Origin of the sequence: Dyadobacter sp. CY327 (assembly GCF_021390415.1) — a bacterium.
Taxonomy (GTDB): Bacteria; Bacteroidota; Bacteroidia; order Cytophagales; family Spirosomataceae; genus Dyadobacter; species Dyadobacter chenhuakuii.
In genome coordinates, this window is record NZ_JAJUXJ010000006.1 from 238,086 (window position 1) to 262,273 (window position 24,188).

At 44.6% G+C, this 24,188-nt stretch carries 26 protein-coding genes and 1 rRNA gene; 21 read left to right on the forward strand and 6 right to left on the reverse strand.

The window, feature by feature from the left end; translation table 11 throughout:
• Positions 1-3 precede the first annotated feature (3 nt).
• Entirely contained in the window at positions 4-336 is a 333-nt protein-coding gene (locus LZG74_RS16080; RefSeq protein ID WP_233797561.1) for a hypothetical protein, read from the reverse strand.
• A 536-nt stretch (positions 337-872) separates the two neighbouring features.
• Here LZG74_RS16080 and LZG74_RS16085 point away from each other — a divergent pair.
• The 13 genes from LZG74_RS16085 (at position 873) to cysM (ending at position 13,689) form a co-directional block, all read left to right on the forward strand.
• A complete protein-coding gene (locus tag LZG74_RS16085; protein WP_233797562.1) occupies positions 873-1,598 on the forward strand; it encodes a ferritin-like domain-containing protein in 726 nt (241 codons plus the stop codon).
• Positions 1,599-1,625: 27 nt separating this feature from the next.
• On the forward strand, positions 1,626-2,417 hold the full coding sequence (locus LZG74_RS16090) for a ferritin-like domain-containing protein (protein ID WP_233797563.1): 792 nt from the start codon (positions 1,626-1,628) through the stop codon (positions 2,415-2,417).
• A 229-nt stretch (positions 2,418-2,646) separates the two neighbouring features.
• A complete protein-coding gene (locus LZG74_RS16095; protein ID WP_233797564.1) occupies positions 2,647-3,879 on the forward strand; it encodes a sulfite oxidase in 1,233 nt (410 codons plus the stop codon).
• Positions 3,880-3,900: 21 nt separating this feature from the next.
• Positions 3,901-4,323, forward strand: coding sequence for a hypothetical protein (locus tag LZG74_RS16100; protein ID WP_233797565.1), 423 nt, complete (start codon positions 3,901-3,903; stop codon positions 4,321-4,323).
• 47 nt (positions 4,324-4,370) lie between these two features.
• Complete coding sequence (locus LZG74_RS16105) at positions 4,371-4,919, forward strand: thermonuclease family protein (protein ID WP_233797566.1); 549 nt, start codon at positions 4,371-4,373, stop codon at positions 4,917-4,919.
• Positions 4,920-4,937: 18 nt separating this feature from the next.
• Positions 4,938-5,594: a hypothetical protein gene (locus LZG74_RS16110; protein ID WP_233797567.1), complete on the forward strand. Its 657-nt coding sequence runs from the start codon at positions 4,938-4,940 to the stop codon at positions 5,592-5,594.
• 96 nt (positions 5,595-5,690) lie between these two features.
• Positions 5,691-6,812: a hypothetical protein gene (locus LZG74_RS16115; RefSeq protein ID WP_233797568.1), complete on the forward strand. Its 1,122-nt coding sequence runs from the start codon at positions 5,691-5,693 to the stop codon at positions 6,810-6,812.
• A gap of 79 nt (positions 6,813-6,891) precedes the next feature.
• Positions 6,892-8,283: a hypothetical protein gene (locus LZG74_RS16120; RefSeq protein ID WP_233797569.1), complete on the forward strand. Its 1,392-nt coding sequence runs from the start codon at positions 6,892-6,894 to the stop codon at positions 8,281-8,283.
• Between the two features lie 29 nt (positions 8,284-8,312).
• Positions 8,313-8,822, forward strand: a complete 510-nt coding sequence (locus LZG74_RS16125) for a GNAT family N-acetyltransferase (protein ID WP_233797570.1) — start codon at positions 8,313-8,315, stop codon at positions 8,820-8,822.
• A 142-nt stretch (positions 8,823-8,964) separates the two neighbouring features.
• The gene (locus tag LZG74_RS16130; RefSeq protein ID WP_233797571.1) at positions 8,965-10,680 is read left to right on the forward strand and encodes an AMP-binding protein; all 1,716 of its coding nucleotides are present in this window, start codon (positions 8,965-8,967) and stop codon (positions 10,678-10,680) included.
• 107 nt (positions 10,681-10,787) lie between these two features.
• Positions 10,788-11,519: an alpha/beta fold hydrolase gene (locus LZG74_RS16135; RefSeq protein ID WP_233797572.1), complete on the forward strand. Its 732-nt coding sequence runs from the start codon at positions 10,788-10,790 to the stop codon at positions 11,517-11,519.
• 82 nt (positions 11,520-11,601) lie between these two features.
• Positions 11,602-12,810, forward strand: coding sequence for a S9 family peptidase (locus LZG74_RS16140; protein ID WP_233797573.1), 1,209 nt, complete (start codon positions 11,602-11,604; stop codon positions 12,808-12,810).
• Positions 12,811-12,816: 6 nt separating this feature from the next.
• Positions 12,817-13,689, forward strand: a complete 873-nt coding sequence (cysM, locus tag LZG74_RS16145; RefSeq protein WP_233797574.1) for a cysteine synthase CysM — start codon at positions 12,817-12,819, stop codon at positions 13,687-13,689.
• A gap of 77 nt (positions 13,690-13,766) precedes the next feature.
• Here the strand turns inward: cysM and LZG74_RS16150 are convergent, their stop codons facing one another.
• Positions 13,767-14,186: a cytochrome B gene (locus LZG74_RS16150; RefSeq protein ID WP_233797575.1), complete on the reverse strand. Its 420-nt coding sequence runs from the start codon at positions 14,184-14,186 to the stop codon at positions 13,767-13,769.
• Between the two features lie 106 nt (positions 14,187-14,292).
• Here LZG74_RS16150 and LZG74_RS16155 point away from each other — a divergent pair, with 106 nt between their 5' ends.
• The 3 genes from LZG74_RS16155 (at position 14,293) to LZG74_RS16165 (ending at position 15,746) form a co-directional block, all read left to right on the forward strand.
• On the forward strand, positions 14,293-14,595 hold the full coding sequence (locus tag LZG74_RS16155; RefSeq protein ID WP_233797576.1) for a DUF4286 family protein: 303 nt from the start codon (positions 14,293-14,295) through the stop codon (positions 14,593-14,595).
• A 226-nt stretch (positions 14,596-14,821) separates the two neighbouring features.
• Positions 14,822-15,199 (forward strand): ribosome hibernation-promoting factor, HPF/YfiA family, encoded by a 378-nt coding sequence (hpf, locus tag LZG74_RS16160; RefSeq protein ID WP_026628748.1) that lies wholly within the window; start codon positions 14,822-14,824, stop codon positions 15,197-15,199.
• Positions 15,200-15,332: 133 nt separating this feature from the next.
• Positions 15,333-15,746, forward strand: coding sequence for a MaoC family dehydratase (locus LZG74_RS16165; protein WP_233797577.1), 414 nt, complete (start codon positions 15,333-15,335; stop codon positions 15,744-15,746).
• A 55-nt stretch (positions 15,747-15,801) separates the two neighbouring features.
• On the opposite strand, the gene LZG74_RS16170 is transcribed toward LZG74_RS16165, so the two are convergent.
• Entirely contained in the window at positions 15,802-15,981 is a 180-nt protein-coding gene (locus LZG74_RS16170) for a hypothetical protein (RefSeq protein ID WP_026628750.1), read from the reverse strand.
• A gap of 253 nt (positions 15,982-16,234) precedes the next feature.
• Positions 16,235-17,506, reverse strand: coding sequence for a pyridoxal phosphate-dependent aminotransferase family protein (locus LZG74_RS16175; RefSeq protein ID WP_233797578.1), 1,272 nt, complete (start codon positions 17,504-17,506; stop codon positions 16,235-16,237).
• Between the two features lie 250 nt (positions 17,507-17,756).
• Here LZG74_RS16175 and LZG74_RS16180 point away from each other — a divergent pair, with 250 nt between their 5' ends.
• The 4 genes from LZG74_RS16180 (at position 17,757) to LZG74_RS16195 (ending at position 22,335) form a co-directional block, all read left to right on the forward strand.
• On the forward strand, positions 17,757-19,262 hold the full coding sequence (locus LZG74_RS16180) for an acetyl/propionyl/methylcrotonyl-CoA carboxylase subunit alpha (RefSeq protein ID WP_233797579.1): 1,506 nt from the start codon (positions 17,757-17,759) through the stop codon (positions 19,260-19,262).
• Between the two features lie 194 nt (positions 19,263-19,456).
• A complete protein-coding gene (gene queA / locus LZG74_RS16185; protein WP_026632829.1) occupies positions 19,457-20,506 on the forward strand; it encodes a tRNA preQ1(34) S-adenosylmethionine ribosyltransferase-isomerase QueA in 1,050 nt (349 codons plus the stop codon).
• 85 nt (positions 20,507-20,591) lie between these two features.
• Positions 20,592-21,257 (forward strand): 2-C-methyl-D-erythritol 4-phosphate cytidylyltransferase, encoded by a 666-nt coding sequence (locus LZG74_RS16190; RefSeq protein ID WP_233797585.1) that lies wholly within the window; start codon positions 20,592-20,594, stop codon positions 21,255-21,257.
• Between the two features lies 1 nt (position 21,258).
• Positions 21,259-22,335 (forward strand): winged helix DNA-binding domain-containing protein, encoded by a 1,077-nt coding sequence (locus tag LZG74_RS16195; protein ID WP_233797580.1) that lies wholly within the window; start codon positions 21,259-21,261, stop codon positions 22,333-22,335.
• Here the strand turns inward: LZG74_RS16195 and LZG74_RS16200 are convergent.
• On the reverse strand, positions 22,332-23,474 hold the full coding sequence (locus tag LZG74_RS16200; RefSeq protein WP_233797581.1) for an acyltransferase family protein: 1,143 nt from the start codon (positions 23,472-23,474) through the stop codon (positions 22,332-22,334). The two genes, LZG74_RS16195 and LZG74_RS16200, sit on opposite strands and share 4 nt — an antisense overlap.
• A gap of 104 nt (positions 23,475-23,578) precedes the next feature.
• On the opposite strand from LZG74_RS16200, the gene LZG74_RS16205 reads away from it, so the two are divergent.
• The gene (locus LZG74_RS16205) at positions 23,579-23,932 is read left to right on the forward strand and encodes a hypothetical protein (protein WP_233797582.1); all 354 of its coding nucleotides are present in this window, start codon (positions 23,579-23,581) and stop codon (positions 23,930-23,932) included.
• A gap of 136 nt (positions 23,933-24,068) precedes the next feature.
• On the opposite strand, the gene rrf is transcribed toward LZG74_RS16205, so the two are convergent.
• Positions 24,069-24,180, reverse strand: a 5S ribosomal RNA gene (gene rrf, locus LZG74_RS16210).
• Positions 24,181-24,188: the final 8 nt, after the last annotated feature.

A 24,188-nucleotide genomic window follows, 5' to 3' on the forward strand; every position in this document is an offset into this window, starting at 1 on the left:
GTCCTAATCAACTTTCTTCCCGTATTTGTCTAGATTGATGACAGTTGACTCTTCGCCTTTCCTGGCATTGATCTCAAAATACTGCGAGTTATCTTCCTTTGTAACCAAAAAAGCACTGGTAACCTGCCAGCCTGCATAAGCTTCTCCCGAAAGCGTATTCTTAACTGCTTCGGGCAGGTCATCCGGCCGAACAGCAACTTTATCCTGGCTTACGCTTAATTCGGTTATGACCGGGCTTGTTACATTGGCCTGCACATGGGATACACCCAGCATGGCAATGAATGTAGTGGATAGTATGATGTGCTTCATCTTGTTAATCGTGTTAGGTAAATTCATAAAAGCTCCTGATAATTTAGTGCCACAACCCAGCGCTATACAAATTAAGTTGATACTCAGATATTAACAAATCCCTTGTTCCATACATATGGCCCTACATGTACGATCTTTCAACAAGTTGTAGCATTAAACATCAGAACAGGAACCAGTTAGCAAAAAAGTGCGTATCCGACTTATTCAGGCTGATTTACGAAATGATCCGAATTTTTTCAAGCAAAAAGTGCTTAGAAGAAAAGGATTAAGCTATCTTTGCATAGAAATTATTACTTAGTAACTGATAGTATTTAATCTACAATGCTCCGCAATATAAGGTCGTCCAGGCGATTTGGTATAAACGAATATTTACTCAACGTTACTTTCTAATATCGGTTGATCCGAAAGCATCAAGAGCCTGGCAACAGGCTCTTTTTGTATTTAAGCCCCCCGCCAAAATCGCTTTCATTTTTTCGTTAACTGATCTAAAGTAAATAGGAGGTCGTAGGTCTGTTAAATCTTTTCGATAAACGGAAGGAAAGTCAAGAAACCTTTTTATTGCTATGAACAGACAAACGAAATCAAAAATCGACTCCGGAAAAGAAGAGGGAGCAAGCGCGTCAGTTGTCAACCGACGTCTATTTTTGCGTTCTGCCGGATTGGCCACGTCTTTGGGAACCATTGTAATTGCTGCCGCTTGTAATGATGACGATCCGGATCCGATGATCCCTGGAACGGGCGACAGTGTGGACCTGGGCTCAGGAGACGTTGGTGTATTAAACTATGCATACGCGCTTGAACAATTGGAAGCTGCTTTCTATACACAGGTTATTGCTACACCATTTGCAGGCATTACCGACGCGGAAAAAACAATTCTTACCGATATCCGCGACCACGAAATTATTCACCGTGATTTTTTCAAAAAAGCATTGGGTGACAAAGCCATTAAAGATCTTACTCCAAACTTTGCAACGATCGACTTCACAAAACGCGATTCAGTTTTAGGTGCTGCGAAGCTTTTTGAAGATACTGGTGTTGCTGCATATAATGGTGCAGGCAGATTGCTCAAAGACGGCGGAAATCTGCTTCTTGCCGGAAAAATCGTTTCTGTTGAAGCCCGCCACGCAGCGGTGATCCGTGATTTGTTGAAACCAAAGTCTGCTGATTTTGCCGGCGATGATATCATCAACGAAAACGGGTTCGACAAAGCTGTTGCCCCTGCCGATATCCTTGCTGCCGTAAAAGGTTACGTGAAGGATACGATCACGGGAGCAAATGTGGGTAAATAATTTAATAACTAATTTGATTCAGAAACAATGGATATTTTCAAAATTATAGATGACTTTCAAAAAATTGACGGGGATGCAGCAGGCCGCCTTGAGTTTGCCACACGTCGTCACTTTATGAACAGAATCGGCAGTAAGCTTGCAACAGTTGCAGTTCCTACTGTCTTTGCTTCAATTGTAAACAAAGCGTATGCACAGTCTGCGAAAGCAATCGACGTGCTGAACTTTGCACTGACACTTGAATATCTGGAAGACGAGTTCTACAAAGCAGGAAACGCAGCTGCTAACCTGATCCCGGCTTCGGATAAAACGATCTTCACACAAATCGGCAAGCACGAATCACAGCACGTAGCATTCCTTGTGAAAGCTTTGGGCGATAAAGCGATCAAAAAACCAACATTTGATTTCAAATATGGTGGCGCTTTTAATGATGTGTTTACCAATTACAAAACTTTTGTAACTGTTTCCAGCGCACTGGAAGATACCGGTGTGCGTGCTTATAAAGGACAAGCTGGCGAATTGCTCGCTGATGCGCAAATCCTGGAATACGCATTGCAGGTTCACTCCGTAGAAGCACGTCACGCGGCTATGACGCGCAGACTGGCTGCAACGGTAACAGCAAACCCGGCTATGAAAGGCTGGATCACCGGTAAAGAAGGCGCAGTAGCGGCCATTTACGCAGGTGAAGACAACATGACACAAGGCGGTGTAGACCTGAAAGGCCTTGCGTCGAAATCGGATGCAGCTATAACAGAGGCATTTGACGAACCATTGACGAAAGCCGCAGTGCTTGCAATTGCAGGTCCGTTCATCAAGGCATAACATGAGTTAGTAAGCATTAGTAAATTCTCCCTGTTGGACGTATACATGCACTTTTTTAAGTGAGTAATGTTCGAATGTCAGTACACACTATTATCGTAAGCGAGAGGTTGTCCAGCGGGCAGCCTCTTTTTTTATTAAAAATCGCTTAAATCGGGTTGATTGGGTGCTATACTAATATCGTTTATGTAAATTCGACCGTTGATATTTCGAACTATTTCTGAACCTCATAATGAATTCCGGATCCGACAGACGTGGCTTTTTGAAGCAAAGCAGCATGGCAGCACTTGCTGCAGCAATGGGAACGAACATTATTTTTGCCAACAAAATGCCCAAAGATTATATCCCGCTCCTATTCGATGAAAAGGACGCGCTTAAAGGCAAAAGCCAGGAAATGATCGTGCAGGGAGATAAGCCCTGGAATGTAGAATCGCCCGTTCATTTGCTCGACGACCGCATTACGCCGGTTGACAAAATGTTCATCAGGAATAACGGGCTCATTCCGGAAACCATCGACGTGGCTTCATGGACATTGACAATTGATGGAGAATCGGTGAAAGCGCCGAAAACATATACATTGGCTGAATTAAAAAAGAAATTCAAACCTTACACTTACCAGCTGGTGCTGGAATGCGGCGGTAACGGCCGTTCCGGCTTTCAGCCGCAAGCCTCGGGAAACCAGTGGGGACAGGGCGCGGTGCATTGCGCGGAATGGACGGGCGTTCGCTTGAAAGATGTGCTGGCCGATGTGGGCATTAAAGGTGATGCGGTATACATTGGTTATCATGGTAAGGATCAGCATTTGAGCAAGGACCCAAAAAAGGAAGCTATTTCACGCGGTGTCCCGATGTCCAAAGCCCTGGAAGACGAGACGATCATTGCATGGCAGTTGAATGGTAAGGACATTCCGGAATTTCACGGTTATCCGTTAAGACTGGTTATAGGCGGCTGGCCAGCTTCTGTTTCCGGCAAATGGCTGAGCCGGATCTCGGTCCGGAATAAAGTACATGATGGTGCCAAAATGGAAGGCCATAGTTATAAAATGCCCAAAAGCCCGGTTTCGCCCGGTGAGGATGTGCCACAGACGGACGAGTATTTCAAGATTATTGAATCCATGCCCGTTAAATCGCTCATTACTTTTCCAAAATCGGGCGCAATGATCGCACCTGATGCGGAACTGGCGTTACGCGGACACGCATGGGCGGGTGATCATGCTATTAAAAAAATGGAGGTTTCGATTGACTTTGGTGCAACCTGGAAAGAATGCAAGCTCGAAGCGCCCGCTAACAGACTGGCTTGGCAGCATTGGAATACCAAGGTAAAATTCCCTTCTAAAGGTTATTATGAAGTTTGGGCCAAGGCAACCGATGACAAAGGAAATGCACAGCCCATGGTCATCCCGGCCTGGAATCCGGGCGGTTACATGAATAATGCCTGCGAGCGGATCGCTGTTAAAGTCGGTTAATCACAGAGAAAATTTCCTGCAATGCATTTGATAAAAAATAAAAATGTTGGCCTGCTGCTCACACTATTCCTTTTTTTGGGATTGGTTTCAACGGCTTTTCGTACAGAAACGCGTGTTGAGAATCAGGCAGGGTTTGCCAGTATGCCTTTGGATACAGCGAAAACAGATAAAGAAACCGGCCTGGTAACGGATCAGAACCTGTATATGGTGAAGGCGCAATGTACGAGCTGTCATTCGTCTAAGCTCATCATTGCCAACCGATTCACAAGGGACGGCTGGAAACAGAAGATCCGCTGGATGCAGGCCAATCACAATCTTTGGGACCTGGGCGAAACGGAAAAGCAGGTCCTGGATTATCTGGAAAAACATTACGCTCCTACGGCAACAGCAGCTCGCAGGAAGCCCCTCAACGACATTAAGTGGTACAAGCTTGAAGAACAGTGAAAGTGATTAGCGTGAAATTTTTTAGAGTAAAAGTGAGCAGAGTGAGAGTGAGTAGGGTAAGATTCAATGTTTTGATTGCGCTGACATGCTTGTTGACGCTTTCGTCTTTCAGTGATAACAATGCAATTCGCCTCCAAAATGGCAGCATTCAGCAGCATTATGACTTACCAAACCCTTTAAAAGCAGAGGTTATCGCGATTCAGGACGGCGACACCATTGAGCTCAAATTCCTTTATGCAAGAAAAAAAGCGGGTCAGAGAATGGGGAAACCAATCAGGATAAGGCTTTTGCATGTGAATTGCCCCGAACGCGGGCGGCCTTATTATAAAGTTGCAAAGCAATACACAAGCCAGCAATGTTTCCGGAAAACGGTCCAGATCAGGCATGCTGGTAACTTTGATAAATATGGCAGGTTACTCGGCGAAGTTGTGCTTCCCAACGGCCGGATTTTGAATAAGGAACTGGTTAAAGCAGGATTGGCTGTGCATTTTAAAAAATATTCGAAAAGCCAGGAATACGCTAATCTTGAAATTCAGGCCAAAAAGCAAAAGGTTGGTATATGGAGCCAGTCGTCGTTATTTTTAGGTCAATTATAATTCTGATAAACACTATAAATGTCTTCCGCCTCAGCACTTTACCAGATACTATATCAAAACGAAACATTGTTCCGTTTAGAAGGAAGCATTGTGCCTGAGGCCCTGGAAAAACCAGTTGTAAATGAGCCTGAGCGTGATCCTGCAACTGCACCCGTACAAGCATCTGCACCTGTACAAGCACCAGCAACTGCGCCTGCTGCACCCGAAGTTCCGCAGCCAATAGCAAAATCAACTCCCAAAACTCCTGCTATCTTGCCCAATCCAGGCCTGGCGCCTGCATTACCCAATGCAGATTTCCCGGCATTGCTGCACAGCATACTAATACTGATGGACGCGCCTAAGCAGAAAGAAATGGCTGCGTCGGAAGCATTGTTCCTCGACAACATTCTGAAAGCAGTCGGACATTCCGTGGAGAAAGCGGACATTTTGAATTACAGCTTTCTCAAAGGTCCGGATGCCCGGAAAGTTTTATCGGAGAAGAAAACGAACTTCTTTATCACATTCGGCGTGCCGCTCATTAAGCTGCATTTGGACTTGTTACTCATGCCCTACACGCCTAAGCTGGTCGACGGCGTCTGGTTTCTGCTCACCGATCCGTTGCATGTTATTGAAGCCGACAGGACTCTCAAGAAGAAACTATGGCAGGCTTTACAGAAGATGTTTGAAATGTCCTAATCGTCAGTTGGTTACCTTTTTTAATCCCCGGTCATCACAATAATGTAGCAATTTTCTCTGTTTTCATGGATAATCGCAGGTTAACCATGAAAAACTATGGCAAAATTGACTGAACTAATTGCGAATTGGTTCCGCCCCAACGCATCCGACGCGGACCAATACTATGATGATGAGCCTGTTGAAAACGCAACAGCTACCAACGCTCCCTCCGATTATACACCTTTAACCTACATTCAACCAACACCCGTACAGGCGCCTCAACCTGTTGTTGCCGAAATTCCTGAAATACAAAAAGTGGAAGTGCCCATGCCGTATTGGCTGGAAGACGAAGATACATTGCGTGATGAAGGTGTTTTGTTTGGACTTTCTGAGTCTGACCCGAACGAAAAGACGGACATTATCCAGAAGTATTTTTCAAATCTGGTTGCCGGCCACATTGCCAGCATTGAACAGCATAATGAACGCATTCAGGAACTTAACCTCTTTATCGGGCAGAAAAATAACCGGATTGAGGAATTAAAGGACAAGTTAAAAAACCCGGTTAGTAACACGGAACGCGAGCACCATTTGCCCCGCACATTAATGGGTATAACCCTCTGCGTGGCCATGTGTATCGGCAACTTTTTCCTGATCCGGGAATCGTTGAAACCTGCATTTGCAGATAATTCGTGGATCGCGCTCGGTGTATTCCTGGCGGGAATGTTCAGCTTATTTGGCAAAATTTCCCTTTTCCATGACACTGAATCCCGCGTGACCTGGAAGTCGCTGCTGGAAGAGATCGGGCTTCCGTTTGCGGCTGCATTGTTTGTGTTTGCCAATGTTGTTACACACCAGACCTGGTGGCAGGCATTCGCGCTGTTTATATTCGTTTTCTTCCTTTTTATGTTCGCAGGCAAGCTTTTGCTGAGCAACATTACGGTTTTATGGAACGATACAAAGGCTTGGCTTCATATCCGGAAAGACAGCCAGGATTTCGCTGACAACAATTACAACTGGGAAAACGAATGCCAAACCCTTCAAGAGGAAATTGACGAGCTGCGCGTCAAAAAATGGCAGATCCTGCGTGAACAAAGCACTGCAGAAACGGAACGCGACAAGCTCTATGCAAAGAGGGATATGCTGGTAAAACTGTTTGAAAGTGAATTTTACCTGGCCCGCAGAATGAAGAACGAGCTTACCACCAGACAGCTGAATCTGATCCGCAAAAGCAGGGATTAAGCTTACAGGCACAGCTTTTTCGAAGTAATGTGCTGATAATTAAAAAATTGATTTCGATCATACAAAAATACTAAACGTCATGAACGAGCAGAATCCAAACCAGGGCGGCGATTTCCAGCACGGATATTCCAGCGGGATCGAAGGCATTGACCGCCAGGTATATGAGGCCTATCTGTCCAGCAATGTGAACCACGACTGGGTTATTGATAGAATTAACACTAAAAGAGAAGAACTTTCTTCGGTCAAAAATAAGCAGCAGGAAACTATCAGGCAGCACAAAACTGCCTATGATAAATTGCAGAATGAGGTCATGGGCCTTAATAATGCTGCCAAAAAAGTGCAGGACAGCGAGAAGTCGATTGCTGAAATCGACTCTGTAACCGAGGAATTGAGGGAAAAACGTGCGAGCAAGGCGCCATCCTACTCCTTAGTTGCCGGACTCATATTTCTGGCAGCAGGGATATCCTTTATAGCGGGCGACCTGATCATTTCCCACGAGATCGTGGCCTATGCCTTGAATATCCGTAACTCCAACGAAGCCTGGGCATTTGCAATCGGTTTGGCCATGCTGTCCATCCTGTTGAAGCCAGCTTATGACCGGTTGGTGGAAGAACCTTATCACAAAAATGAAACGCCCAAAGCGAGGTCACGTTATGCCGGATTTAAACTGGTGCTTTCCATTTTTGCGATTGTTACCCTGATCATTTTAGGCTGGTTCCGTTATGAAGCCTACCGGACAGATAAGCTGAAAGAAGCGATCAATAAATCGGTTAAAAACCTGCAATTGAATGCTGTTGACCCGCTTACGGGTGCGCCGGTGAACAGTCCTGAGTTGACGAATAAGATCGAAGAAGCGCTTCGTAATTCGGATCAGCTAAATCTGGATTTGGTTAATAGTCCCTGGGCGTTGCTTTCTTTCGTCATGAGCGGTGTGCTTTTCGCGATTGCCGGTGCCGTTTCGCTTGGTATGGCATTGCCTGTCTTGCAGGGTTTCTGGTATAGATGGCTGCAAATTGACCCAAAACTCTGGCGTTTGAGACGCAGAAGAAAACGCATTCTCAAACAAATGGAGCCATTACAGGAAACGCTAACCGCACATTTGACACAAAAAAGCATCCTGGAAAATGATATTGCGGTGATGCCTGCCCTGGAAGAATTGAAACAGGAAGAAGCCAAGATCAAAGCGGAGATAGAAAGCCTGCAAGCAGAGCGGAAACAAACATTAACCGACACACGTGTACATTCATACGGAGACGGTTATGCGCATGGTCAGGTGAGCAGGGATGTGATGGGCGAAGAAGAATATGATGCTTGGAGAAACAGCCATTTAACCGTTTCCAACCTGGCATTACGCGCCAAATCCAATGCCTCGGCAGACCGCGCAGTTCCCCGCTCACGCGCTACGGGAATGCGCCCGCACCAGGCAATCCGGAAAGCAATAACAGACCGGTTTGACGAAAACAACTCATAATGTTCTAAATTGGGGGTTAAATTATTGATATGATTCTAACCCCCAATTTAAGAATTGTACCCTGCGACGATACGCTTTTTGACGCCATACGCATGGGTAATAACACATTAGCACGCGTAATGGGTGTGAATGTCCCTAAAAAGTGGACCGAGTTCCGGGACACTTTTACGCCGTCTTACCATCGCTGGAAAGCCCACCCTCCTTTACGGGACTGGTGGGTTTATTTGGTTATACACATGCCCGATAACATGCTGATCGGCTCCTGCGGCTACAAAGGCGAACCGGATGCAAGCGGAATGGTTGAAATAGGTTATGAGATCATGCCTTCACACCGTTTGAAAGGTCTGGGACTGGAAATTGCAAAAGGGCTTGCCGAACACGCATTTGCACAACCCGGCGTCCATAAGATACTGGCGCATACATTAAGGGAGGAAAATGCATCTGTGAAAATCCTGGAAAAAATAGGTTTTAAGCAGACTGAGGATATTAACGATCCCGACGAAGGGCCGCTGTGGCGTTGGGAACTGGCACGAAAATAATTCCTGAGAGGCTTTTGCGTTATCATTTAAGAATTATTGTTTTTCAAAAAATTAATTGGACACGATCAATAATTTTCTTTTGTTATTGATTACCTTGATTTTTGGAAACGCACCTATTCCGAACCCTTTTCCTTTTTGAATTATGATCGCTATATCTAAGGAAACCTATCCGTGGCTGAAAAATTATCCCGAAGGAATTCCCTACGAAATAAACCCTGACGCCTACGTTTCCCTTATTGACATGATGGAAACGACATTCCGCGACAATGCGGACAAGCCTGCTTACACCAATATGGACAAGCAGCTAACGTTTGGCGAAGTCGAAGTTTTGTCCAGAAATTTCGCGGCCTATCTGCAAGGACTGGGCCTGGTTCAGGGCGACCGCATTGCTATCCAAATGCCCAATCTGCTGCAATATCCGGTGGCCATGATGGGTGCATTAAGGGCTGGATTGATCATTGTGAATACGAATCCGCTGTATACGCCGCGTGAGATGCAGCATCAGTTTAAGGATTCAGGCGCCAAAGCGGTTGTGATCCTGGCGAATTTTGCCATGAACCTGGAAAAAATTGTTGCTAACACCAACATTCAGCACGTAATCATCACCGAGATCGGGGATCTTTTAGGGTTTCCTAAAAAGCTGATTGTCAATGCTGTTGTGAAATATGTAAAGAAGATGGTGCCGAAATACAACCTTCCGGACGCTGTCTCTTTTACCAAAGCATTATCCATAGGCGCAGGGCGCGAGTATAAAAGGCCAAACATTTCAGGGATTGACATTGCATTTATCCAATATACGGGTGGAACAACAGGCGTTTCAAAAGGCGCAATGCTCACCCATCGCAACCTGATCGCAAATGTTGAGGGAATCAATGAATGGCTGATGTCTAAAATGAGACGTTCGCCAGCCACAGGCCAGCTTACCATTGTAGGAGCATTGCCATTGTATCACGTTTTTGCATTGACCATTAACGGCTTGTGCGGCATTAAATGGGGTGCGCTCAATATCCTGATCACTAATCCAAAAGACCTTCCGGCATTTGTGAAGGAATTGAAAAAATTCCGTTTTCACATTTTTCCGGGCCTTAATACATTGTTTAACGGGCTCCTCAACAACCCCGATTTCAGCTCCGTTAATTTTTCTGAACTTAAAATAACCATTGCCGGCGGCATGGCGCTGCAAAAAGTCGTTGCCGAGCGCTGGGAAAAAGTAACCGGCTGTCCGCTGGTAGAGGGATACGGCTTATCCGAAACGTCTCCGGTGCTTTCTGTAAATCCATTGGATGATCATCATAAGCCAGGCACAATAGGACTTCCCTTTCCTAGCACGGAAATGCGTATCCTGAAAGATGACGAAACCTGGGCAGCCGTTGGCGAGAAAGGCGAGATTTGTGCCAAAGGACCACAGATTATGCTGGGCTATTACAACCGCCCCGACGAAACTGTAAAAGTGATATTTGAAGACGAAAGTGGTAGATGGTTCAAAACGGGCGACATTGGTTATGAAGACGCAGATGGTTTCTTCAAAATCGTGGACCGTAAGAAAGATATGATCCTGGTTTCCGGGTTTAATGTGTATCCTAATGAGATTGAAGATGTGGTTGCGCAATGTCCGGGTGTTATGGAAGTTGCGTGTGTAGGCGTTCCTGATGAGAAGTCGGGTGAGCTTGTAAAAATATATGTGGTGAAGAAAGATCCGGCGCTTACTGAAGAAAAAGTGAAGGCCTTTTGCAAGGAAAATCTAACCGGCTATAAGATCCCGCGCCAGATAGAGTTCCGAAATGAATTGCCAAAAACGAATGTTGGCAAAATCCTGAGAAGGGCACTGCGGGAGGAAGAAATGGCCAAAGCTAAATAGCAGATATCTGGTATTATTTCACAATTCCTTCATTTCAATAAGCCCGGAAAGCGCAAGGTTTATGTATATTTAGCCAAACAAGTTCTCAACCTTGAAAGCAAATCTATATGAATCTACACCGTAAAACTCTGGTATTGCTGCATGGACATGGCATAGATGATACGATTTGGGATAACCTTGATGCCGCGCTTAATAATGATTTTACAATAGTAAGGCCTAACATTTCCCTGTTCACTTTTTGCCAGTCTGTTGAAGATTACGCAGACGAACTGCACCGGCTCCTGACCAATGCCAACATTACAAAATGCGTGCTGATCGGCCATTCGATGGGCGGTTACATTGCCCTCGCATTTGCAGACAAATACCTGGACATGCTCGAAGGTTTCGGCTTATTCCACTCCACTGCCTATGCAGACGACGAGGCAAAAAAACACCAGCGCAACCAGACCATCGATCTTCTTAAAAATCATGGAACAGAAGCATTTGTTAAAAACACGGCTGGAAATCTTTTTGGGGAAAGATATAAAGAACTTTACCCTGAGAGGATTAAGGAACACATCAACCATTTTGGCAAACTTCCCGCGGAAGCGCTTATTGCAGGCATTGCAGCCATGCGTAACCGGCCAGACCGCACGGCGGTGCTCACACGCATGACGTTCCCGGTTTTGCTCATTATTGGTATGCAGGACAAGCTCATTCCTTTTGAAAGCGTGATCACATTGTCGGAATTCCCCAGACAGAGCTATCCATTTATCCTTGCAGAAGCAGGGCATATGGGAATGGTAGAGCGGCCCGATGCCACGGCGCGTATGATCAACTGGTATATGGGAAAAATTTAAGTCAGAAATTTATTCATTTCACGATCTAAAAAAGGTCATCGTTCGTTATCTAAACTTGAACGGTGACCTTTTCTTCAAGAATATGCAAAAATTTACGATCGTAGTGTTTCAGAGGAGGTTATCCTTCCTGCTTGTGTGGAGTTTGTTGCTGCTTTACTCCTGCAAAGACGACAAACCACTGCCTGTGGACCCGCCGGTTGAGAATAAATATCTCACTGAAAGTACGGTTATCACCGAAATGACCAAAGAGCAGGTGATCGAGAAAGCCGGTGACCTTAGACCGCTGGTATCTGCGTATGTCAAAAACGGCATCAAGGTTTTTAAAATCACTTACAAAACAAAGAATACGGACGGAACGGACATTATGGCTTCCGGCGCATTGATTTTACCGTCGACGCCCAATCCCGCTTCTATGATCAGCGTTCAGCACGGCACAATCCGCGACGACGCATCTGCACCTTCCAATTTCAAGGACGGGGCCGAAGCAGCTTCCTTCGGCGCATTATTTGGCTCAATGGGATACATTATTGCTTACCCGGATTACATTGGTTACGGCGCCTCCAAAGATCTTCCCCATCCATACGAACACAGGGCGAGCCTGGCCTCAGCTTCGCTGGATATGCTTCGCGCTGCAAAGGAGTTTTTGAAAGCGCAAAAAGATGTAAAATGGGATGAGAAACTGTATGTCGCGGGTTATAGCGAAGGCGGTTACGCAACCATGTCACTTCATAAAATGATCGAAGAAGAAGCGGCTGGGGAATTTGACCTTCGTGCAGCCAGCTGCGGCGCGGGTGCTTATGATAAGACGGCGTTCATGAAGCACGTTATCAATACAAAAACGCACGGAATTGCTTCCTATAATGCACTTTACACCTGGGTGCTGTTAACCTACGACAGGATTTATAGACTGAACCGCCCTGCTTCCTACTATTTCAAAGAACCGTTTGCGACTAATATTACAGCAAATGGGATTTCTGCACCGATTGGCCAAAGCTTTGATTCCGCTTTGAATGAAAGCTTCAAAACAGATTTGAATGATGGCAAGGATGAGAAGTTTATTGAGGCCATTGCAGATAATGATGTTTACAACTGGAAACCCAAAGCACCTGTCCAGCTATATCACGGCGATAAGGATGAACTTGTTTTTTACTTCAATTCGGTAAAAGCATATGATACAATGAAAGGATTGGGTGCCAATGTGACATTAACACCGGTGCCGGGCGGCACGCATAGCAGTTCCATATCGTCATTCCTGATTGGGACGCTTGCATTTTTTACCTCTACAAAATAACATTACATGTTTTCACTTCTTGATCTGGTTGGTAACACCCCTCTTATTGAATTAAAAAAGATCAATCCCAATCCGGACGTAAAAATTTATGGTAAGCTGGAAGGCAACAATCCGGGCGGGAGCGTCAAGGACCGTGCTGCATTCAGTATGATAAAAGGCGCGATGGATCGCGGTGAAGTAACGTCAGGCACCAAGTTGATTGAGGCTACCAGTGGAAATACAGGCATTGCCCTGGCAATGATAGCGCGGCTGTTTGATCTTGAAATTGAGCTTATTATGCCCAAAAGCTCAACCAAGGAGCGTGTTCTGACCATGGAAGCCTATGGCGCAAAAGTTGTACTTTCGGAGACAATGGAGAGCGCGCGGGACATTGCAGAGGAGAAAGCAGCTGCTGGTGGTTATTTTATGCTGAACCAGTTTGCAAACGAGGACAACTGGAAAGCACATTATAGGACTACGGGGCCAGAAATTTATAAGGATACCAACCAATCCGTGACCCATTTTGTGTCTTCCATGGGCACTACCGGCACTATTATGGGTGTTTCGCGCTATTTGAAGGAACAAAATTCCAACATTCAGATTGTAGGCTGCCAGCCTACCGACGGTTCGAGCATTCCCGGCATCAGGAAATGGCCTGTCGAATATCTTCCCAAAATATTTGAAAGAGAACGTGTTGACCGCGTGATTGAGGTTACGCAGGATGATGCGGTGCTCACCACGCGTAAACTGGCAAGAGAAGAAGCTGTTTTTGCAGGAATGAGCAGCGGAGGCTCAACCTGGGCAGCCATTGAGCTTGCCAAAGAATTAAAGGAAGGCGTGATCGTTTGTATCATTTGCGACCGCGGCGATCGCTATTTGTCAAGCGATTTGTTTGGCTAAAAAGAAAGGCTTTTCAAATTCCTGAGACTATGCTACCGGATTTGAAAAGCCTTATAATTAAAACTCAATGTCGCGGATCAGAACCAGCCGGAGCCAAGGTTTCTGAAAGGCCATGGAATAGCCACAAGAATGATAATGAGGCCCATTGTGTAAAAGTAGAGCACTGTTCTGTGCTTGGCAGCGCCGGTCAGCTTTTTCGATCTGATTCTTCCGACGGTGATCAGCACAATAGCGATTAACATCATGAATATGTGCTCGATTGAATAAAAACGAAACACTTTCTCACTGATGAGGTCAAAATTCACTTTTGCGCTCATGGTATAAAGGATCAGCCCAAGCAGCAGCTGCGTGTGAGTTGCAATGAATGCGAAGAGATAGACTTTGCTATCGCCCTGAGATCCTTTCTGCCAGTTGGAATAGGCCGTGAAAATCGCTGCAATCAAAAGTGCCAACACTACATAACGGAGGCCTGAGTGGGCACGTATAAGCGCGTTCATATCAAATCAGTTTATGGTGAATAAGTAAAAGTATGCAAATGTAACGCTCAACCGAGCATTATGCTTGATATTTGCACAACAAAAAGTCCCGATAATTAAAAATATCATGATCATATTTAACATTACCGTCAACATTAGTTATGCCGCCGAAAAGGATTGGCTTGATTTCATGAAGACAGTCCACATCCCCGAAATCCTGGCGACAAAACTGCCGCTCGAGTGTAAACTTTTCCGCTTGCTCACCGAGATAGAAAACGAAGGTTCGACTTACACCACGCAGTTTTCGTTCCGGACCATGGAAGATTTCCTTGCTTACCAAACCGGCTTTCAAGCCGACTTGCAGGAGCGCCACCATGCGCTTTTTAATGGTCAATATGTATCTTTTCGGACACTTTTGGAGGAAGCATGACGCTTTCCATCCCCACTTTTGAGGTAAAATAAATATATTTAAAAACAACCCGGTTTACTTGACATTACCCTATTATTTCCTTTTATTTAATATACCATTAAGATCAAAAATGGTGTTCGGGAGCGATTTGAAATTGGGTGGAGAGGATCGAAACTTGTATTGGCGGCCCCGGCATACATGTTGATAGGATGGTTTAAAATATGTTTTACCTTAAAACAAAGTGCTTATGAGACTGCAAATGCAAGCAATTCATTTTGACGCCGATCCTAAGTTGTTGAGCTTCATTCAACAAAAGCTAGATAAACTTGATACCTTTTATGACCGGATTACTAGCGGAGAGGTGTTTTTGAAATTGGATAAAAGTGACAATGCCAAATTACAGACCAAACTTCTTGAGGTTAAGCTTTATGTTCCGGGAGGAACCATGTTTGTGAGAGAGCAAGGGACGACGTTCGAAGAAGCAACTGATTTAGCAATAGATACATTGAAAATGCAGGTTAAAAAGTTTAAAGACAAACGTAACAATGCCAGGGCACCGAAGATTATTGAAGGTGTAGCATTAGAAGACGGCGTTACGCTCATAACGGAGGAAACTGAAGAGTAACAACATATATATTATAAGCAAGAGAAGCCGCCCCGGTCCGGGACGGCTTCTCTTGCTTTATGGCAAACGCGTTTGTTTGCAACAATCGGATAATTGAGCGAATTTAGATTTTTGTTAATATAAAAGCGATTTTATGAATATTGAACCTGTTGTGGATAGTAGTTTCGAACACCCATTTCGTCTGACCCAGGAAGAAGTTCAGCGGTTTGCAGATCTTACCGGTGATAATAACCCCATTCACCTGGATGCGGAATATGCTGCAACGACCTCATTCAAAAAGCCTATCATTCATGGCATGCTGGGCGCGACCATTTTCACAAAAGTGCTGGGAACACAATTTCCAGGCTTTGGATCTATTTACCTGAAACAAACATTAGAATTCCTGCGCCCTATGTTCGTTGAGACGGATTACAAAGCCGTTTTCACGATCAAAACTATTAATCCGGAAAAGCACATTGCTGAGATTTCCACTGAGATTGTGGATGCGACAACCAAGAAAGTGGTGACGCGTGGTGTGGCTACAATGATCAATACAGAAAAGTTCTAAAGATAAAAGCCCGGACAGGAATGCCCGGGCTTTCATATCATTTATCCTTCTCAGATTATTCTGCAGTATTCTTCTTATTTTGAACTTCGGCACGGATATCCTGAGCCAACGTTTTAAGGTCTTGCATTCCTTTACGTACACGTGTTCCAGCAGCCTGGTTGCCTTTGTCATAAAACTTATCAAAATCGCCTTCCAGTGAAAGGATCAGATCTTTAACTTCATCAAATCTTGCCATGTTTGTGTTTGTTTTTTAGTTTCAAAATGCCTTTTACACGCTAAAAACGCATGTTATGACCGAAATTTAGTAATTAAAAGCATTTCCGCAACCCAAAAAACAAAAAAAAACACTTCTAAAATGCAATTAATTATTTGTAAACACCTAAATATCTTAAAATCAGACATTTAGTAATTATTAAATTTTCAAAATAAAAATAAAAAAAAGAGGGCTTTTGCGAAAAAAGCCCTCAGAAAGCAAAATATGCCGATTTTTACTCGATTACCTCTTGAACGTCTTCAACCTGGTAAACCCTGTTTTTCAGTTTGTCGGCCAGAGTCGTGAACGCATTCAATGTATATTCCACATCATCCAATGTATGCGCAGCAGTTGGAATAATACGCAGCATGATCTGACCTTTCGGTACAACCGGATACACGACGATAGAGCAGAAAACGCCCATATTCTCGCGAAGATCACGCACCATGCGTGTTACTTCCGGCACGCCGCCTTCACTGTGAAGGAAAACCGGAGTAACCGGCGATTCTGTTTCACCAATGTTAAAACCTCTTCCCCTCAGTCCGTCCTGCATAGCCTTAACATTCTCCCAAAGTTTCGCACGAAGCTCCGGCATTGTCTTGATCATTTGAAGACGCTTGCGGCAACCTTCTACGTATGGCATCGGAAGCGCTTTCGCATAGGTTTGCGAGCGCATGTTATATTTAAGGAACATGATGATTTCGGGATCGTCCGAAGCGATGAAAGCGCCAATTGCGGCCATCGATTTCGCAAATGTTGAGAAGTAAAGATCAACTTCTTTCTGAACGCCCAAAAGCTCTCCTACGCCTGCGCCGGTTTCGCCCATTGTGCCAAATCCGTGAGCATCATCCACAAGCAGACGAAAATCATACTTCTTCTTTAATTCCACAATCGCTTTCAGATCGCCTACTTTACCAGACATGCCGAAAACGCCTTCGGTGATAACAAGCACACCGCCACCTTTCTCATTGGCTAGTTTCGTAGCACGGATCAGGTTCTTTTCAAGGCTAGCCATATCATTATGGTTGAACTTGTAGTATTCACCCAATTTTGCTTTGTGCAAGCGAATTCCGTCGATGAGACAGGCATGTGATTCCGCATCGTAAACAATCACATCGCGGTGGTCACAGATACACTCGATCGCCGACATGACGCCCTGATATCCGTAATTCAGCAGAAATGCGTCTTTCTTACCTACAAACTCTGCAAGTTCTTTTTCAAAAGTCTCGTGAAGCTCTGAATTCCCCGACATCATTCTGGCTCCCATTGGATAGGCAAGCCCCCATTTGGCAGTCGCTTCCGTATCCGCTTGTCTGATTTCCGGATGATTAGCCAGCCCCAAATAATTGTTCAAGCTCCAATTTAACACCTCACGGCCCATAAATCTCATGCGCGGCCCCAAGTCTCCTTCCAACATCGGGAAAGAAAAATAATGGTGGCTGTTCAGCATTTTGGCCGGTGTCCCGATAGGGCCGGAGTTGTTGCGTAATTTCTCAAAAATATCCACTCGCTTTTATTTTATGTGGGTAACCAATTGATATAAATGTTAGATAAATGCAAAATTAACAAAATTTGCGCTTACTTTAATACAATCCAGCCCCAGGCCTTGATTGTAATTTAGTAAAATAACAAAAATCGTGCTCTAACTAACATCATAAAATCGGGTATTCTCCCACCAAATAAAAAATCCTGGCACTTCTATTAAGAATGCTTTTGTTATCTTACAATCATTGATTGCAATAATCCCGTCTATCTGAATGTCATCAATCAAAAAAATACTGGTTGCCAATCGTGGCGAGATTGCATTACGCATCATGCGTACGGCGAGTGAAATGAACATTGCGACGGTTGCCATTTTTAGTGAGGCGGACAGGAAGTCTCCGCACGTGCGTTATGCGGACGAAGCAGTTTGCATTGGACCTCCATCGTCCTCAGAATCTTATTTGAGAGGTGATAAAATAATTCAGGTCTGCCGGGAGCTTCATGTAGACGCCATACATCCCGGCTATGGCTTTTTATCCGAAAATGCCGGCTTTGCTCAAATGGTGAGGGAAGCAGGAATTATTTTCATCGGCCCATCGCCTGAAGCAATCGAGATCATGGGCAGTAAGCTGGCCGCAAAGCAGGCAGCCAGCCGATATAACATCCCTATGGTGCCTGGCACAGAGACAGCCATAACCGATCGCATGGAAGCCAAAACAAGAGCGCGGGAAATTGGTTATCCTATTTTGATCAAAGCTTCTGCAGGTGGCGGCGGAAAAGGCATGCGGGTGGTTGATAACGAAAGTGATTTTGACGAACAAATGGACCGGGCCGTTAGCGAAGCGCAAACTTCTTTTGGCGATGGTTTTGTATTTATCGAAAAATACATTACTTCCCCCAAACACATTGAAATTCAAATTTTAGGCGATCAGCATGGCAACATTATCCATTTGTTTGAGCGCGAATGCTCCATTCAGCGCCGGCATCAGAAAGTGATCGAAGAAGCCCCTTCTATATCAATTACGAATGAAACCAGAGTAGAAATGGGCCGCTGTGCCATTGATGTGGCCAAATCATGCGGATATTATGGAGCCGGGACGGTTGAGTTTATTCTGGACGAGCAGGGAAATTTCTATTTTCTGGAAATGAACACGCGCCTCCAGGTGGAACATCCTGTAACGGAACAGATTACGGGTGTTGATTTGGTAAAACAAATGATCTTCATTGCCGAAGGAAAGCCTTTGACATTGAAACAAAGCGACCTCGCGATCAAAGGCCATGCGATAGAAGTGCGCGTTTATGCGGAAGACGCCACCAATAATTTTCTTCCGGACGTGGGCACATTACATACATACATTAAGCCGGACGGGAACGGCGTCAGGGTTGATGATGGATTCGAACAGGGCATGGACATTCCGATCTATTACGACCCGATGATCGCAAAGCTTATCACTTACGGTGCAGACCGTGAAGAAACCATTCAGAAAATGATCCGGGCCATTAACGAATACCAGATTTCGGGCGTGCAAACCACGCTGCCTTTCTGCAAATTTGTTATGAAACATCCTGTATTCAGATCGGGGAATTTTGATACGAACTTTGTAATAAATCATTTCCAGCCCCAAATGCTGACGGAGGAAATTAGCAGCGACTCTGCCCGGCTAGCAGCCATCATCAGTGCGCATCTGTTGAAGAAAACGCAGTCTGATACTGACTTGAATAATGCTTCTGAAAATAAAAAAGCATCTCTCTGGAAGCTCCGCCGCATGCACAATCTTTAACGGATGCCTTTCTTGCATTTTCCCGGGAAATTGCCTACTTTTGCGGTCTTAATTTTTTGGAATGTTGGATTGCATAAAAATTACAGAATTTGGAATAACTATGCAAGTAATCCAGCCCTCAACATTTCTTTCATAAGAAGTACACTATTGCCTTATTTGGCTCACGACTAAAGAAATTCACAGAATATTCAGCTATGAAGCTATCCGAATTTAAGTTTGATCTTCCCCAGAGTTTAATTGCACTTCATCCTTCAGACCGCGGCGAATCCCGCCTTATGGTTGTTCACCGTAAAACAGGAGAAATAGAACATAAAACCTTTGCAGACCTTATCAATTATTTTGACGACGGGGATGTAATGGCCATTAATGATACAAAAGTTTTTCCGGCCCGTCTTTTTGGTCAAAAGGAAAAAACTGGTGCAAAAATTGAAGTTTTCCTTTTGCGCGAACTGAACCGTGAAATGCGTCTTTGGGATGTTTTGGTAGATCCTGCGCGTAAAATCCGTGTTGGTAACAAGCTTTATTTTGGGGACAGCGACCTGGTTGCTGAGGTGATCGACAATACAACTTCACGTGGCCGTACGATCCGTTTTCTTTATGACGGTGACAACGACGCGTTCATGAAACTTGTTGACGAATTGGGTGAGACGCCGCTTCCTCCGGAAATTATTTCCAGACGTAAAGTTGAAACATCTGACAGAGAACGTTTCCAGACCATTTTTGCTGAACACGTTGGCGCAGTTGCAGCCCCTACGGCTGGAATGCACTTTACGAAGGCGATCATGAAGCGTTTGGAGATCAAAGGTGTCAATTTTGCGCCTGTAACCTTGCATGTTGGGCTTGGCACATTCCGGACTGTGGATGTGGAAGATCTCACGAAACACAAGACAGATTCTGAAAATTATAGAATTACACAAAGCAGCGCCGACATTGTCAACGCAGCTATTGATAACAAAAAACGCATTTGCGCAGTTGGTACGACTTCATTGAAAGCGGTGGAATCTTCTGTTTCTGCGAGCGGACATTTGAAAGCAGTTGAAGGCTGGACAGACAGATTCGTGTTTCCTCCTTACGATTTCAAAATCGCGACTGCATTGCTATCTAACTTTCAGCTTCCTGAGTCCATTTTATTGATGTCGGCTTGTGCATTTGGAGGTTTTGATCTGGTTATGAAGGCTTACGACCTTGCTATCAAGGAAAAATATAAGTTTTTCACCTACGGCGACGCGATGCTGATTATTTAAGGTTTAAATAAAAAATTCAAGATGGTCATTTGTGGTCAAGGATTTGATTTCCTGATACATAAATGACCATTTTTTTATGACTGCTATGCAAGAATATGTCATTATAGTTGCCGGAGGAAGTGGAAGCCGCATGAAAAGCGAGCTTCCCAAACAGTTTTTGAAAATCAATGGTCTACCAATCCTGATGCATACCATTCACGCATTCAGGAAATATTCTGATGCACTGCAAATCGTTTTGGTTCTTCCTGCTGAGCAGATGATATTCTGGAAACAGCTTTGTGAAGAACATTCATTTCAAATTGCATGCACATTAGTTGCTGGCGGTGATTCCCGCTTTGCATCTGTAAAAAACGGGCTAGGCAGCATTCAAGATCATGAAGGATTGGTTGCGGTGCATGATGGCGTAAGGCCTGTAATTAGCAAAGAAATTATCGCCGCAAGTTTTGCGAGAGCTGCCGAGCAAGGCAGCGCGGTTACCAGTGTTCCGCTCAAAGATTCAATTAGGAAAGTTGAAGAAAGCGGGAAAAACCTGGCTGTGGACAGAACCGCATTTCAACTGATCCAGACCCCTCAGACATTTCGCCTGGATTGGATGCAACAAGCATTCGCAGTAGATTACAATGAGCAATTTACAGATTGCGCCAGTGTCTTGGAGGCCGCAGGCTATCCGATTTATCTGATTCCCGGTGCCTATGAAAATATAAAGATTACAACACCGGAAGATTTGCGGTGGGCCGAAATATATCTTTGATATGACCATCAACGACATCATATTACTGCGCCTTCATAATCAACAAATTTCCCATAATCCGTCGAATACACCGGAGGAAGTCGTGTCGTGGATGGGCGCTATACAAGCGCAGGACTATGCAGGCGCGAAATGTTCGCTCGGTTTGAGGCTGCCAAAAAGTACGGAATCAGACATTGATAATGCCATTGCGCGGAAGGCGATCATTCGGACGTGGCCTATGCGGGGAACACTGCATTTCGTTGCTGCTGATGATGTGAGGTGGTTGCTTAAATTACTGACGCCCCGGATAATTGCAGGGTCAGCCGGTCGGCACCGGCAATTGGAATTGGATGAAGCAACATTTAAAAAAAGCGAGGAACTGCTGTTTAGTGCATTGGAAGGCGGAAAGCAACTGATGCGGAGCGAAGTATATGCCATTTTAGAGCATTCGGGTATTGCAACGGCAAATCAGCGCGGCATGCATATTATCAATTATCTTGCTCAAAAGCAGGTTTTATGCCACGGTGTCCACAATGAAAAGCAACCAACATATGTGCTGCTGGACGAATGGGTTCCTGATTCCAAGCATCTGGAACCCGATGAAGCATTGGCAGAACTGGCATTGCGCTATTTCAGAAGTCATGGACCGGCCACGCTCAATGATTTTGTCTGGTGGTCTGGATTGAAGATCTCCGACGCACGAGCAGGTTTAAATTCAGTTTCATCGGCTCTTGAAATGATTGAGTGCGAAGGAAGAACTTATTGGGCCGGAGCTGAGCATCCGGAAATGAGCTCCATCCCTTCAACATTTTTACTACCAGGTTTTGATGAGTATATGCTGGGTTACACGGATAGAACACCGATCTTGGCCACTCAATATGCGGGTAAAATCGTTCCTGGAAACAACGGAATGTTTATGCCCACCGTTGTATCAGATGGGCAAGTGATAGGCCTTTGGAAGCGAATTTTAAAGAAGGACAAGATTTTAATTGAAGTTATGCCTTTTGAAAAAGTCAGTAAGGCCAAAATTAAATCTATCACGACAGAAGCTAAGAAATATGGTAAATATCTTGGCAAAAGCGTCTCACTTGCTGACTAGACTTTCACAAAGATTTTATTTTTGTAAAGAAAATAGAGAAAAAACCAGACGATCACAAACCCTCCTAATGCATTAAATACTTCGTGCCACTTTTCGGGAGAATACTTATAAAACCCTTCAAAGAGGAGTTTTGAGGATGCATTGAAGTCGATAAACCGGACTGCCAGATAAATTACAAGAGAGTTCATTCCTATCACCTGGAAGAAAAAAGCCCACTTCTTATAACCTTTCACGTCTATGATCCAGTAAAAAATAGCTAGTAATGTGAATGCCATTCCGGAGGTAAGCATGATGAATGAGCTGGACCAAAGATGTTTGTTTATTGGAAAAGCTAAATTCCAAATTAAGCCGGAGACAATCCCTACAATTCCGCAGAAGAAAAGCTGCATAAGCTTAGTTCTGGCAACGTGGTTGCGCAGCAGAATGTCACCCGCAACGGTCCCCATCAAAGTCAGACAAATGGATGGAAACTGTGTCAGTAGTGCGAGCTCATCATACGTGCCTTGTTTCAGTTTGCCTGGCATAAAGTTCCGGTCAAACCAGCCAACAAGGTTGCCCTCAAACGAAAGGTCTCCCGCTCCGTAACCGGGCACCGGAATGAATATCAACGCCAAGTAATACAGGATAAGCGTCGAGATTGCAATCCAGATTCTATTGGTAAAGGAGAAATTCAGGTAAAAAATAGCCCCAATGAATGTGGCCAGGCCTATCCTTCCCAAAACACTTCCATAGCGAATCTGCGCAGGATCATATAAATCGATTGGGGCATTTTTATCGAGGATACCAAGCGCGATCAATATCAACATTCGTTTGAATGTCTTTCTTAAAATTTCCGACTGCGAGATTCCTTTTGCTAGTGCCCCCGTTACACTAAACGCCAGCGATGTGCCCGCTAGAAAAAGGAACAAGGGAAAGATAAAATCATAAAATGTAAATCCGTGCCATTCGGGATGTGTGAATTGCGCTGAAATTGCGTCTACGGCATTAATACCCGTTTTCCCACCCAACAGAAAAATAAAAGCACCGCCCCCGGAAATCATAAGCATGTCAAAGCCGCGGAGCGCATCCATTGAAGCAAGTCTTTTGACATTGCCCACTTTTTTCTTTCCTGTCGTAACACTGGCCGAAGCAGTTTCCATAATTCTAATGTTAGCACTGATTAAAAAGCGACAGGCGTTTGCTTTTTACTTAAAACCCTGCTTATCAGATTTTATCAAGCTATTTCAACTCAAATTTTCCTTACATGAAAGACTTAATGGATGACTTTCAGTTGTATGCGGGCGTCTTACGCCGGGTTGGTAGTACGCTCACGGTGGGAATGATAAGATCTGATCGACGAACCGCACTGCTATCTCTTTATCACGTATACCTCGACAAGCAGTCAGTCAACTATACGCCGATAGATCCATACATTATTCCCAAAACCGATGTGTTTGAGTTATTCGGTAATGATTCGGCTGTTTACGAAGGCGTATATGAATGTGGGTTTGGGCATACCACGGAATTCGAACTGAAAGTCATTAGCAATTTGGTCAAGAAAGCCAATAATCTGGCACGACTACACAAACTGGGACGGAGTTCGTGCAGCAATGAATGACTTATATAAAAAAGACGCAAGATTTAAAGACATCAAACACTTAGGAGGGACAAGTATTTTGATTCTTCAATTGAGTTTTAGCTAAAAGCTTAAGCACAAAAAAAGACCATCCTTATGAGATGGTCTTTAAATGGTATTGTGGCGGCTACCTACTTTACCAGGTTTGATCCAAGTATCATCGGCGGTTCTGGGCTTAACTTCTCTGTTCGGGATGGGAAGAGGTGAACACCAGGCCAATAGCCACCAACAAGGTCTT